The sequence below is a fragment of the Exiguobacterium sp. Leaf196 genome, assembly GCF_001423965.1.
Taxonomy (GTDB): domain Bacteria; phylum Bacillota; class Bacilli; order Exiguobacteriales; family Exiguobacteriaceae; genus Exiguobacterium_A.
Genome location: NZ_LMPV01000006.1, coordinates 161237 through 175493, shown reverse-complemented (window position 1 = coordinate 175493; position 14257 = coordinate 161237). Strand labels below are relative to the sequence as shown.

General features: G+C 48.1%; 11 protein-coding genes. All 11 read left to right on the top strand.

Going from position 1 to position 14257, the window contains the following annotated elements:
- Positions 1-39: 39 nt before the first annotated feature.
- Positions 40-921, top strand: coding sequence for a translation elongation factor Ts (tsf, locus tag ASG02_RS07070; RefSeq protein WP_056062207.1), 882 nt, complete (start codon positions 40-42; stop codon positions 919-921).
- Between the two features lie 111 nt (positions 922-1032).
- Entirely contained in the window at positions 1033-1752 is a 720-nt protein-coding gene (pyrH, locus tag ASG02_RS07065; RefSeq protein WP_029342047.1) for a UMP kinase, read from the top strand.
- 1 nt (position 1753) lies between these two features.
- Positions 1754-2311, top strand: a complete 558-nt coding sequence (frr, locus tag ASG02_RS07060; RefSeq protein ID WP_023468691.1) for a ribosome recycling factor — start codon at positions 1754-1756, stop codon at positions 2309-2311.
- A gap of 79 nt (positions 2312-2390) precedes the next feature.
- Positions 2391-3131, top strand: coding sequence for an isoprenyl transferase (locus tag ASG02_RS07055; protein ID WP_035407050.1), 741 nt, complete (start codon positions 2391-2393; stop codon positions 3129-3131).
- Between the two features lie 19 nt (positions 3132-3150).
- Positions 3151-3951 (top strand): phosphatidate cytidylyltransferase, encoded by an 801-nt coding sequence (locus ASG02_RS07050; RefSeq protein ID WP_035407053.1) that lies wholly within the window; start codon positions 3151-3153, stop codon positions 3949-3951.
- A gap of 14 nt (positions 3952-3965) precedes the next feature.
- Complete coding sequence (locus tag ASG02_RS07045) at positions 3966-5120, top strand: 1-deoxy-D-xylulose-5-phosphate reductoisomerase (protein WP_035407056.1); 1155 nt, start codon at positions 3966-3968, stop codon at positions 5118-5120.
- Between the two features lie 14 nt (positions 5121-5134).
- Positions 5135-6376: an RIP metalloprotease RseP gene (rseP, locus tag ASG02_RS07040; RefSeq protein ID WP_056062204.1), complete on the top strand. Its 1242-nt coding sequence runs from the start codon at positions 5135-5137 to the stop codon at positions 6374-6376.
- Positions 6377-6410: 34 nt separating this feature from the next.
- Positions 6411-8111 carry a proline--tRNA ligase gene (locus tag ASG02_RS07035; protein WP_035407061.1) on the top strand — a complete coding sequence of 567 codons (1701 nt, stop codon included), beginning with the start codon at positions 6411-6413 and terminating at the stop codon, positions 8109-8111.
- A gap of 147 nt (positions 8112-8258) precedes the next feature.
- Positions 8259-12530 carry a PolC-type DNA polymerase III gene (locus tag ASG02_RS07030; protein ID WP_197026226.1) on the top strand — a complete coding sequence of 1424 codons (4272 nt, stop codon included), beginning with the start codon at positions 8259-8261 and terminating at the stop codon, positions 12528-12530.
- Positions 12531-12659: 129 nt separating this feature from the next.
- Positions 12660-13127, top strand: a complete 468-nt coding sequence (gene rimP, locus ASG02_RS07025; protein WP_023468684.1) for a ribosome maturation factor RimP — start codon at positions 12660-12662, stop codon at positions 13125-13127.
- Positions 13128-13144: 17 nt separating this feature from the next.
- A complete protein-coding gene (nusA, locus tag ASG02_RS07020) occupies positions 13145-14254 on the top strand; it encodes a transcription termination factor NusA (RefSeq protein ID WP_023468683.1) in 1110 nt (369 codons plus the stop codon).
- The last annotated feature ends 3 nt before the right edge of the window (positions 14255-14257 follow it).

Genomic DNA, 14257 nt, shown 5'->3' with positions numbered 1-14257 from the left:
TTTTTTTGAAACTAAGGATGTTATAAGGAGGAATATCGAATGGCTATTACAGCAGCAATGGTTAAAGAACTTCGTGAAAAAACAGGTGCAGGTATGCTCGACTGCAAAAAAGCACTCGTTGAAACTGACGGTGATATGAATGCAGCAGTAGATTTCTTGCGTGAAAAAGGAATCGCTAAAGCAGCAGCAAAAGGCGATCGTATCGCAGCTGAAGGATTGACTGCAGTTGCAGTTGATGGCAACAAAGCGGCACTCGTCGAAATCAACTCAGAAACAGACTTCGTTGCAAAAAACGAACGTTTCCAAACGCTCGTTCAAAACATCGCAAACGCTGTTCTCCGTAACGGTTCAGAAACAGCTGAAGCGGCTCTTGCTTCTGAATATGAAGCAGGTAAAACAATCGACACATACATCTCAGAAGAAGCTTCAACAATCGGAGAGAAAATCTCACTCCGTCGTGTAGCGCTCTTCACAAAAGCAGATGATGCAGTCTTCGGTTCTTACCTCCACATGGGTGGACGCATCGGTTCAGTTGTCGTCATCGAAGGTACGACAGACGAAACAGTTGCAAAAGACGTTGCAATGCACATCGCAGCAGCACGTCCACTTTACGTTGACCGTACTTCTGTCACAGAAGAAGAAAAAGCACGTGAAGAAAAAGTCCTCACTGAGCAAGCATTGAACGAAGGAAAACCAGCTAACATCGTTGAAAAAATGATCGTTGGTCGTATGAACAAGTTCTTCGAGGAGATCTGCCTTGTCGATCAAACGTTCGTCAAAGATCCAGACTTCAAAGTTGGTAAATATGTAGAGTCTAAAGGCGGTAAAGTCGTGTCATTCGTACGCTTCGAAGTTGGAGAAGGTATGGAAAAACGCGAAGAGAACTTCGCTGAAGAAGTTATGAACCAACTTAAAAAATAAGAATCGGGATCATCCTGATGACAAGAGAAGGAACACGTATGCTTCAATCCACTTTCGTGTGGAAGTGGTTCGTGTTCCTTTTTTACGGAATTTAGCAAGGGGGACATAGTCATGCAACCGAAATATAACCGGATTGTGTTAAAATTGAGCGGAGAAGCGCTCGCAGGAGATCAAGGGTTTGGAATCAATCCTGTCATCGTCAAATCTATCTCGGAACAGATTCGCGAATTAGTTGAACTGAACGTTGAAGTAGCGGTCGTCGTCGGAGCTGGAAACATTTGGCGTGGCAAAACAGGTGCAGAACTTGGGATGGACCGGGCCAACGCCGATTATATGGGGATGTTAGCGACAGTCATGAACTCGCTTGCGCTTCAAGACAGCTTGGAAGATGTAGGTGTCGAGACACGCGTCCAAACATCTATCGAGATGCGCCAAGTAGCAGAACCGTACATCCGCCGCCGTGCGATGCGTCACCTTGAAAAAGGACGCGTCGTCATCTTTGCAGCAGGTACAGGGAACCCGTACTTCTCGACAGATACGACAGCTGCTCTTCGTGCAGCTGAAATCGAAGCAGAGGTCATCTTAATGGCGAAAAACAACGTCGATGGTGTGTACTCAGCTGACCCGAATGTTGATCCAGAAGCGAAGAAATTCGAGACGCTCTCTTACTTGGACGTCTTAAAAGATGGACTTCAAGTTATGGATTCTACAGCAACTTCACTTTGTATGGACAATGACATCCCGCTCATCGTCTTCTCGTTGATGGAAGAAGGTAACATCAAACGTGTCGTCATCGGTGACGAAATCGGGACAATCGTAAGGGGGAAATAATATGTCAAAAGAAATCTTAAAACAAGCCGAAGAACGGATGGAGAAAGCACATCTTTCACTTAAGAAAGAACTTGCGACGCTCCGCGCAGGTCGTGCAAACGTTGCGATTTTGGATCCCGTTCAAGTCGAATACTACGGTTCACCGACACCGCTCAATCAAGTAGCGAACGTCAACACACCAGAAGCACGTCTGATCTTGATCACTCCTTGGGATAAATCAATGGTCAGCGAAATCGAAAAAGCGATTCAACGTGCTGATCTTGGTCTTGCGCCGTCGTCTGATGGTACGGTCATCCGTCTTGCGATTCCACCATTAACGGAAGAGCGCCGGAAGGAACTCGTCAAACTCGTCAAGAAGTATACGGAAGAAGGTAAAGTTGCCCTCCGTAATATTCGTCGTGATACGAACGAGCAGTTAAAGAAACAAGAAAAAGATGGTGCATTGACAGAAGATGATCTGCGTGGATACACAGAAGATGTTCAGACGTTGACAGACAAGTTCGTTAAACAACTTGATCAGACGGCAACGGAAAAAGAACAAGAAATCATGGAAGTATGACGCGACGGATCGTCATGGGGGGGACTCTTTGTCACACGAAGAGTCCCTTTCTTCATAATTGAGAGAGGAGGAAGTGCGGATGTTTCAATGGTTGAATCAGACGAAAGAAACCGAAACCTATGATCGGGTACCAGAGCATGTCGCTATCATCATGGACGGAAACGGTAGATGGGCACAAAAACGCGGACTTCCGCGTATCATGGGACATCGCGAAGGTATGAAATCGATTCGTGAAGTCGTTCGGGTTGCAAATGAACTCGGCATTAAGAGTCTGACATTATATGCTTTCTCGACGGAGAATTGGACGCGTCCGGAAGAAGAAGTGAGTTTTCTCATGAAGCTGCCGGCGCAATTCTTAGAGTCGGATTTAAAAGAGTTAGACGCGCAAAATGTTAAAGTCGAGGTAGCAGGAGAAGTATCACGCCTCCCTCATTTCACACGTGAGGCAGTGGAACAAGCGAAACTGGATACGCAACATAATACAGGACTTCGTCTGATTTTCGCTCTGAATTATGGAGGACGCGATGAACTCGTTCAAGTCATGCAAAAACTGGGCGAACAGGTTCAGGCAGGAACACTGTCACCGGATGCGATTACAACGGAGACGATTGAACGCGAGTTGATGACAGGATCCGTAACCGACGTCGATTTCGTCATTCGAACGAGTGGTGAACAACGGTTATCGAACTTTTTACTTTGGCAAGCGGCATATGCGGAGTTTTATTTCACAGACGTCTTGTGGCCAGAATTTCGCCGAAATGCTTTCTTAGCAGCAATTGAAGATTACAATCAACGGACACGCCGATTCGGTGGCGTCTGATTAAATGAGGAACTAGCTTATGAAAACTCGAATCATCACAGGGATATGGGCTGGTGCTATCTTTTTGGCACTTCTGTATCTCGGCGGACTTCCCTTTTTAGCATTTATGGCAATCTTAACGCTTCTCGGATATACCGAGCTCGTTCGGATGCGACAATGGAGCGGCTCACGCGTTCCTCGGATTCTGTTTGGTATTGGGACGTTATTGCCTTTCGTTGGTATTTATGAAGAAGCAGTCGATCAGACGCTTCCGATCGGACTTTCGCCAATCGCTTGGGCAATGATCATTTTATTGATCGGTCTCTTCTGGAACGTATTCTCAAAAAATGTCTTTACGTTCGATGATGTTGCGTTTTTACTGCTGACGGCCGTGTATGTCGGTGTCGGTTTTGCATCATTCGCCTATATCCGCTTACTCGAACACGGATTAACGTGGTCACTGTTGATTATCCTCTTGATCTGGTTCACGGATTCAGGCGCTTACTTCGTCGGGAAACGATTCGGTAAGAATAAACTGTGGCCGTCGATCAGTCCCAACAAAACGATCGAAGGGGCAGTCGGTGGCGTACTGCTTGCCATCTTACTCGGTGTCGTATTTGAAGGTATCGAACCGACAGTCGGTTTTGGGAAAGTCATTGTCCTTGCCATCATCGTTGCCGTCGTTGGGCAACTTGGTGACTTGGTCCAGTCTGCTTACAAACGCCATTATGGTGTGAAAGATTCTGGAACGTTACTACCGGGTCATGGTGGTATTCTAGATCGGTTCGACAGCATGATGATCGTCTTTACGGTCCTCGTCGTACTTGATATCTTTGCTTGAGGAGGCACTTCATTATGAAGAAAATCAGTATCATCGGTGGTACAGGATCGATTGGTACGCAGACGCTCGATGTCATTGCGGCTAATCCAGACCTTTTTGAATTGACGAGTTTTGCATTTGGTCGAAACACGACGGTCGCCATACCGTGGTTGAACCGTCTGCAACCGATGCTTGTCGGCGTCCAAGATGAGACGACACGTCAAGAACTCGAGCAACACTTGACTTATCAGCCAACGATCGTTGTCGGTGAAGAAAAATTGCTTGATGTCGTGACGCATCCCGAAGTCGATACGGTCATTACAGCGGTCGTAGGAGCTGTTGGCTTACGTCCAACGCTTGCTGCAATCGAGGCGGGTAAGACGATTGGTCTTGCGAATAAGGAGACACTCGTCACGGCAGGTCATCTTGTCATGAAGTTGGCACGTGAGAAAAACGTGACGATCTTACCAGTTGACAGTGAACATGCGGCGATTTTCCAATGCTTAAACGGGGAACGTCGTGAAGATGTGCGTCAAATCATCTTGACGGCTTCAGGTGGTAGCTTCCGCGACCAAACGCGGGATGAGTTAGCGAATGTTACGGTCGAACAAGCACTAGCGCATCCAAACTGGTCGATGGGAGCAAAAATCACGATTGATTCTGCGACAATGATGAACAAAGGGTTCGAAGTCATTGAAGCACATTGGTTATTTGATGTCGATTATGCAGATATCGATGTCGTCATTCACCGTGAATCCATCATCCACTCGATGGTCGAATTCAACGATGGTGCGGTCATGGCACAACTTGGTATGCCTGACATGCGAGAACCGATTCAGTACGCTCTTACATATCCGTCCCGCCTTGAAATTCAAGGGGGAGAACGGTTAAACTTAAAGGAAATCGGACGCCTACACTTTGCTGATGCTTCATTTGAGCGTTATCCGTTGTTGCGACTTGCTTTTGAAGCAGGTCAAGCCGGCGGATCGATGCCATCAGTACTCAATGCTGCGAACGAACAAGCGGTGGATCGCTTCTTAAAAGGAGACATTCGCTTTTTAGAAATCGAAGCGAGCGTTGAGGCGGCGCTTCAAGCTCATGAACTTATCGAGGAGCCTTCCTTGGATCAAATCCTTGAGGCTGATCGATGGGCGCGTGAGTTCGTATCGTCTCTTACATTCGCTAACTAAGGATGGGATAAGTAATGACGACCTTTATTTCAATCGTGCTGATGTTCGGTGTACTCGTCGCCGTCCATGAATGGGGTCATCTCGTGATGGCGAAACGGGCAGGTATTCTCTGTCGGGAATTCGCGATTGGATTTGGACCGAAGATCTTTTCAGTGTTTAAGAATGAGACGTTGTATACGGTACGTCTGTTGCCAATCGGCGGTTACGTCAAGATGGCGGGTGAAGAACCGGAACTCGTTGAGATCAAATCAGGTCAAACCGTCGGATTACAGTTAAAGGACGGCGTCATCGAGACGATTTATTTCGATGCGGATCAGCCACAAGTCGACCAAGTCGTTACTGTCGAACGGATTGACTTATTGCGTCAACTCGAACTCGTTGGATTACAAGACGAGACATCGGTTCGCTACCCCGTTTCACCGACAGCATTTCTCGTTGAAGGTCAGACACGGACACAAATTGCACCGTACGATCGTACATTCGGTTCGAAATCCGTATGGAAGCGCGTCCTTGCGATCGCTGCAGGACCGTTCATGAACTTTGTCCTCGCGTTCGTTATCCTGTTCGGTCTTGCCTTATATAATGGCTCTCCAACGGGGGACAGCGTCATCGGAACAGTTCAAAAGGGTTCTCCGGCCGATCAAGCTGGACTTGTTGAAGGTGACCGGATTGTCTCGGTCAACGGTCAGGATACAGCCAAATGGACTGATTTACGTGCTGGATTCCAAGATCGTGCCGGTAAAGCGACAGAAGTGAAATACGAACGTGATGGGAAAGAAACGACAACACAAATCACGCCAAAAGTACAACAGCAAGGAGAACAGAAGGTCGGCATCATCGGCGTCACGAATGAGACAGAAAAATCATTCGGGACAGCACTCCAAACCGGAGTTTCAGAAACATGGCGGATGTCGACGCTCATTGTCGGAGCTGTTGGAGATCTCGTGACGGGTGTCGTCGGCGTCGATCAATTATCAGGACCAGTCGGGATCGTCAAAATGACCGATCAGGTCGCAGATAGTGGGTTCTCGATGCTATTGACATGGACAGCATTGTTGTCCGTCAACTTAGCAGTCTTCAACTTATTGCCACTTCCAGCACTTGACGGAGGACGATTGTTGTTCCTCTTCCTTGAAGCCTTACGCGGTAAACCAGTTGATCCTCAAAAAGAAGGATTGGTTCACTTCGTCGGTTTCGCGCTTTTGATGCTACTCATGCTCGTCGTCACTTGGAACGACATTCAAAAATTCTTTTAATTAATCACTCAGTCAAAGGAGTTCGTGACTCATTATGAAACAATCAAAACTATTCATGCCAACGTTGCGTGAAGTACCATCTGATGCAGAAGCCATCAGTCACCAACTCTTGCTTCGTGCAGGATTCATGCGTCAAAATGCCGCTGGGATCTATTCGTATCTACCACTCGCAAAACGAGTACTCGCAAACATCGAGACGATCATCCGCGAGGAATTAGAAGCGGCGGGTGCGCAAGAATTGCTCATGCCAGCGATTCAACCAGCTGAACTATGGGAAGAAACAGGACGCTGGGATATCTATGGACCTGAATTAATGCGCTTGACGGATCGTCATGATCGCCGGTTCGCGCTCGGAGCGACACACGAGGAACTGATCACTTCGATCGTTCGTGATGAATTGAACTCGTACAAAAAGTTACCGGTCAATCTCTTCCAGATTCAAATGAAGTACCGTGACGAACGTCGTCCACGTTTCGGTTTATTACGTGGTCGTGAGTTCATCATGAAGGACGCTTATTCGTTCCATTCTTCACAAGAGAGCTTAGACGAAGAGTATCAAAACATGTTTGATACGTACTCGCGGATCTTCACACGTGTCGGTCTTGAGTTCCGTCCAGTCGTCGCTGACTCAGGTGCGATAGGTGGTAGTGGAACACATGAGTTCCATGCGTTAGCAGCAATCGGTGAAGATACGATCGTCTATTCGGATCAGTCGGACTATGCGGCAAACTTAGAGATGGCAGAGTCGATCGACGCCTATCCGAAGCAAGACAAAGCACCAGAAGCACTTGAAGAAGTGCATACGGCAGATGCGAAGACGATCGAAGCGGTCAGCGCACATTTGAATTTACCAGCAAACGAATCAATCAAGACCGTCATCTTCAAGACGGAGCAAGGGCTTGTCATGGCACTCGTCCGGGGCGATCACGAAGTCAACGATATCAAGTTGAAAAACTATCTCGGTGCACTCGACATCACGATGGCGAGCGACGAAGAGATTGAAGCAGCGCTTCACTCAACGCCTGGAACACTTGGACCAATCGGGGCAGATATGAAGGTCGTCGCGGACTACGCGATTCGTGCCTTGACGAACGCTGTCTGTGGTGCAAATAAAGCGGAAACGCATTATATCCATGTCGACCCAAGCCGTGATTTCGAAGCAGAATATACAGACTTGCGCTTCGCAGAAGAAGGTGACGCGTCACCAGACGGTAACGGTCAAGTCAAGTTCGCTCGCGGGATTGAAGTCGGTCAAGTCTTCAAACTCGGAACACGTTACTCAGAAGGAATGGGAGCGACGTTCCTCGACGAGGGCGGTAAAGCACAACCTCTCATCATGGGTTGTTACGGCATTGGTGTCTCGCGGACATTGTCGGCAGTCGTTGAACAACATTATGATGAGCGTGGAATCATTTGGCCAAAAGCAATCGCGCCATACGATGTTCATTTAATCGTCGTCAACGGTAAAAATGCAGAACAACTCGAACTCGGAGAGACACTATACCGTGAGTTGACGGCTGCAGGATTCAGCGTCTTGCTTGACGACCGGAAAGAACGAGCAGGTGTCAAGTTCGCCGATGCTGATTTGATCGGTCTACCGGTTCGCTTGAACGTCGGGAAAAAAGCGACAGAAGGAATCGTCGAATTAAAAGCCCGTCGTGGTGGCGATGCAGAAGAAGTTGGACAGGAACAAGTCGTTGAGGCTGTTCGTTCACTCTATGAAGGTTTAGAATAAAGAATGGAGACGGTCACTTTTCATAAAGTGACTGTTTTCTTGTCTCACACCCATTCGCCCCTTGGGCAATCCGCAAGAGGAGGAGGAGTTGCTGTCACGGTGTGAAGCGATCAGACAGCACAATTGCGAGTGGATACACAACAACGCATGTCACTGTTGCTCAGTGACTTGGAATTACCGAACGGTATCATTGAAGAATACTTTCACGAAGCAGTTCTCGAGAAGCTTCGCGTCAATAAAGCAAAGGCAACCTGGACATTTGAAATTCGCTTGCCACATGTTTTACCCCAAAACGTCTATCAACTCTTTACGAGTCGTTTGACAAGTCGGTATCAGCAATTTGCCGAAGTCAAAATCATATTACACGCAGATAGCCGTCCAGATGAACGGATGTATCATGATTACTGGCCATATGTCGTGCAGGATCTCGCAGATGTCTCATCGGCAATGCGGACACAACTCGGGCGTGTCTTACCGGAGTTTAAAGAACAGAAACTATTCATTCCGGTCCGAAGTGAACCGGAAGCAGGTTTCTTAAAGAGTAGCTTATGTGGGGAATTACAATTACTCTATAGTGCTTACGGATTCCCAAAATTCAACTGTGAACCGATTGTTCAGATCAACGAATCGAAACAAGAAGCGTTGCGAAATCAGGTGAAACAGGAAGACATGGAAGAAGCAAAACGGATGCTCGAGTTGCAATTCAAACGGGAACAATCGCGAGATGACGATGATGGCCCTGTCGAAATCCGGATCGGGAAACCAATTCAAGATGAGATCGTTCCGATCAAGACGATTCAAGATGAGGAACGACGGATTGCGATCCGTGGTCTTGTTTTCTCAGCTGAGAGTCGTGAACTACGAAGTGGGAAGACAATTTTTACGTTCAAGATGACAGATTATACGGACTCGCTCGTCGTCAAAATGTTTGCGCGTGACGAAACAGACGTCAAAATCCTCTCAGCCATCAAAAAAGGCATGTGGATTCAAGCAGCAGGTCGTGTCGAGTTCGATACGTTCCTGCGCGATCTCTGTATGATGATTGCCCAACTGTCAGAAGTGAAGATGGAAGCCCCTGCTGACCCTTGGGCAGGCGAGAAACGTGTCGAGTTACATGCGCATTCTCAAATGAGCCAGATGGACGCCGTCATGAACGTGACAAAATACGTCGAGCGTGCCGCAAAATGGGGTCACCCTGCTGTCGCGATTACGGATCACGCCGGTGCACAAAGTTTTCCGGATGCCTACTATGCCGGAAAGAAAAACGATATCAAGGTACTGTACGGAATTGAAGCAAACGTCGTCAATGACGGGGTGCAAGTCGCCTACCATCCGGTGGAGCGCAATTTGGATGACGCGACATTCGTCGTCTTTGACGTCGAGACAACTGGTTTATCGGCGATGTACAACAAGATCATCGAACTTGCAGCTGTTAAAATCCACGATGGTGATATCATCGATAAATTCGAAGCATTCGCGGATCCGAAGCATCTATTGTCGGCGACGACGATTGACTTGACAGGGATTACCGATGATATGGTCCGGGGAAAACCAGACCCGGAACAAGTCGTCAAGGAATTCATGGACTGGGTCGGCGACTCGATTCTCGTTGCCCACAATGCCTCGTTTGATATTGGATTCTTGAATGCGACACTCCGGTCTGGTGGTCACGATGAATCAGTCTTACCGGTCATTGATACGCTTGAGTTAGCCCGTGTCCTGATGCCGACACTTAAAAACCACCGGTTGAACACACTCGCGAAACGATTTGACATCGAATTGACGCAGCATCACCGCGCCATTTATGATGCGGAAGCGACAGGATATTTGATGGTCAAGTTGCTTCAAATGGCAGATGAGATGTTCAACATGAAGACACATGCCTCACTCAACCGAGAGATGGGAAAAGATATCTCGCGGGCACGACCATACCACGCGACGGTCTATGCGAAGAACCGGACGGGCTTGAAGAATCTGTACCAATTGATTTCGATTGCTCACACAAAACACGTGCACCGTGTCGTGCGGACACCACGCTCGCAACTCATCGCACATCGGGATGGATTGATCATCGGGTCAGCTTGTGATAACGGCGAGGTATTTGATGCCGCCTTGAATAAGTCGGACGAAGATTTAGCAAAAGTGATGCAGTTCTATGATTTCATCGAGATTCAACCACCAGCGATGTATGGTCATTTGATCGAACGGGAAATTGTTCAGAATGAACTTGAACTGCGCGAACTGATCAAAAAGATCATCCGTGTCGCGGAAGAACATGACATCTTACCAGTCGCGACTGGTAACGTACATTATCTCGATCAACATGACGCCACGTATCGAGAAATTTTGATCCGGACGCAAGGTGGAGCGAACATGCTGAACATGCGAAAACAATTGCCACCGGCGCATTTCCGGACGACGAAGGAAATGATGGACGACTTTAAGTTCCTCGGACCAGATGTGTCGGAACGTCTCGTCATCACGAACAGTCAAGCCGTCGCGGAACAGTTCGAGAACATCGATATCATTCCAAAAGATCTTTATACACCGAAGATCGAAGGGGCAGACGAAGAAGTTCGGAATCTGTCGTACGATATGGCGCACCGGATTTACGGCGAGACGTTACCGGAGATCGTCGAAGCCCGACTCGAAAAAGAGTTGAAGTCGATTATCGGTCACGGATTCGCTGTCATCTATTTGATTTCCCATAAACTCGTAAAAAAATCACTCGACGACGGCTATTTGGTCGGTTCACGGGGATCGGTCGGATCAAGTCTCGTTGCGACGATGACCGAGATTACGGAAGTCAATCCATTACCACCGCATTATGTCTGTCCGAATTGTAAGGAATCGGAGTTCTTTGATGACGGTTCCGTTGGTTCTGGATTCGATTTGCCGGATAAGTCCTGTTCGAAATGTGATATCCCGTTGTTTAAGGATGGTCATGATATTCCGTTCGAGACGTTCCTTGGATTTAAAGGGGATAAAGTACCGGATATCGATTTGAACTTCAGTGGAGAATACCAACCGCAAGCACACGCCTATACGAAAGTCTTGTTCGGTGACGATTACGTCTACCGTGCCGGAACGATCGGTACGATCGCTGAGAAGACGGCGTATGGCTATGTCAAAGGGTATCAGTCGGAGAATGAGCTGACGTATCGGAATGCGGAAGTCGATCGTCTTGTCAGTGGTGTCACTGGCGTCAAACGGACGACTGGTCAACACCCGGGAGGGATCATCGTCGTACCGGACTACATGGATATCTATGATATCAGTCCGATTCAGTATCCGGCAGACGATATGGGTTCTGAATGGAAGACGACACACTTCGACTTCCATTCGATTCACGATAACTTACTCAAACTCGATATTCTCGGTCACGATGATCCGACGATGATCCGGATGCTACAGGATTTATCGGGACGTGATCCGAAGACGATTCCGGTCGATGACCCGGAAGTCATGAAAATCTTCAGTTCGACGGAATCGATCGGTGTGACGCCGGAACAGATTGATTCAAAAACCGGAACGCTCGGTATTCCGGAGTTTGGGACGAAGTTCGTTCGCCAAATGTTAGAGGAGACGAAACCGACGACGTTCTCGGAGCTCGTTCAGATTTCAGGACTCTCGCACGGAACGGATGTCTGGCTTGGAAACGCCAGCGAATTGATCTACAACGGAACGTGTGAACTAAAAGATGTCATCGGTTGTCGAGATGACATCATGGTCTACTTGATCTACGCCGGTCTTGAACCGTCACTTGCCTTTAAAATCATGGAGTCAGTCCGTAAAGGGAAAGGACTCTCGATTGACATGGAAGAGGCGATGATCGAGAACGATGTGCCGCTCTGGTATATCGATTCCTGCAAGAAAATCAAGTACATGTTCCCGAAAGCCCACGCTGCCGCTTACGTCTTGATGGCTGTCCGGATTGCTTATTATAAAGTCCATCATCCGATGTATTACTATGCTTCGTACTTTACGGTACGTGCGGGTGACTTTGACATCGGTGCGATGAATAAGGGCTCTGCTGCTGTTCGGAAAGTTTTGCAAGACATCAAGGATAAAGGATTCGAGGCAACGGCGAAGGACAAAGGGTTGTACACGGTTCTTGAAATCGCGCTCGAGATGATTGAACGCGGCTTTACGTTCCAAAAGGTCGATCTCTATCGCTCAAGTGCAACGGAATTCCTCATTGACGGGGATACGTTGTTACCACCTTTTAACGCCGTGACAGGTCTAGGGACGAATGCTGCGAAGCAAATCGTCGAAGCACGTAAAGGCGGCGAATTCCTCTCAAAGGAAGATCTCCAAAAACGCGCCAAGTTATCGAAATCCATCATCGAGACGCTCGATAACCTAGGCTGTCTCGAAGGGTTACCAGACGAGAATCAGCTCTCCTTGTTCGACTTGTAAGCCCTTAGGAACACTTGCTTTGAGCGCTTTCCTATGCTATATTGAGTGAGGAAATGTTTTTTATACTACGACTTGGAAGGAGTAGGGGGACCTGCTCCTTTCTTGTTTGTTTTTTGAAGGAGGATGAAGATGACGAACGTAACGGAAAAGGTCGAAGCGCTCGCAAAACCAATCGTCGAACGAGAGGGGATGGAGCTAGTCGACGTTGAATTCGTCAAAGAAGGGGCGGATTGGTTCCTACGTGTCTCCATCGACAAAGAGGGTGGCGTAGATCTTGAAGACTGCGTCAAAATCAATGAACAGTTATCGGAAGCATTGAATGACAATGATCCGATCGACGAGCCGTATTACCTCGACGTCGCTAGTCCAGGAGCGGAACGTCCACTGAAGAAAGACGAGGACTTCGAAAAGGCGATTGGGAAACATGTGTACATCAAAACGCACGATCCAGTAAAGAATGCGGTTGAATTCGAAGGAACGTTGCTCGCGTACACACCTGAGATGCTTGAAATCGAAGTGCGTGTCAAAACAAGAAAATTGAAAATTGAGATACCGGTCGACAAGATTTCACTTGCGCGACTTGCGGTAATGTTCTGACGGAAAGGAAGAGAACGATGGGACCACAGTTACTCGAGGCGATCAATCAAATCGCGAAAGAGAAGGAAATTGACAAGAACATCATCATCGATGCGCTCGAACAGGCATTGATTTCAGCGTACCGACGCAACTTCGGAAAAGAGTCGGAGGCTGTAAAGGTCGAATTCGACCAGCAGACAGGAGACATTCGTGTCTTCGCGCTCAAGGAAGTCGTCGAACGATTGACGCAACCAGAGGAACAACTCTCGCTTGAAGAGGCGCACGAAATCGATCCGACATATGAACTCGGCGATTTCCATAAAGTCGAAGTGACGCCAGGCGATTTTGGTCGCGTTGCGGCACAAACAGCAAAACAAATCGTCACACAAAAAATGCGTGAAGCAGAACGCGAACGCATTTACAATCACTTCGCGGATCGTGAAGACGAGATCATGACGGGTATCGTCGAGCGTCAAGATGCACGCAACTTGTACGTCAACCTAGAAGGTATCGAAGCTGTCTTGACGACACACGAGCAAATGCCGAACGAGCGTTTCGGGATTCGTGATCGCATCAAGGTGTACGTCACGAAGGTTGATCCGATGGTCAAAGGATCAGGAGCATCAATTCTCGTATCACGGACACATCCAGGTCTCTTAAAACGTCTCTTTGAAATCGAAGTACCAGAGATTTCAAGTGGCGAAGTCGAAGTCAAGTCTGTGGCGCGTGAAGCGGGCGACCGTTCGAAAATCGCAGTCGCAGCGGACGACATCGATCCAGTCGGTGCATGTGTCGGACAAAAAGGGGCGCGTGTTCAACGCATCGTCAATGATTTGAACGGGGAAAAAATCGATATCGTTCGTTACTCGGATGATCCGAAAGAATATGTCGCGAACGCACTCAGCCCAGCTCAAGTCGTTGCGGTCTATGTCAACGAACCAGCGAAAGCGACAATCGTCGTCGTTCCAGATTTCCAACTGTCGCTTGCAATCGGGAAACGTGGTCAAAACGCACGTCTCGCAGCGAAATTGACAGGATGGAAAATCGACATCAAGAGCGAGTCTGAAGCGGAAGCGATGGATCTCGAAGATGTCTTCGCGACGGAAGAGCCGGCAGTAGAAGCGGTCCAAGTCGAAGGCGAGGAATAATTC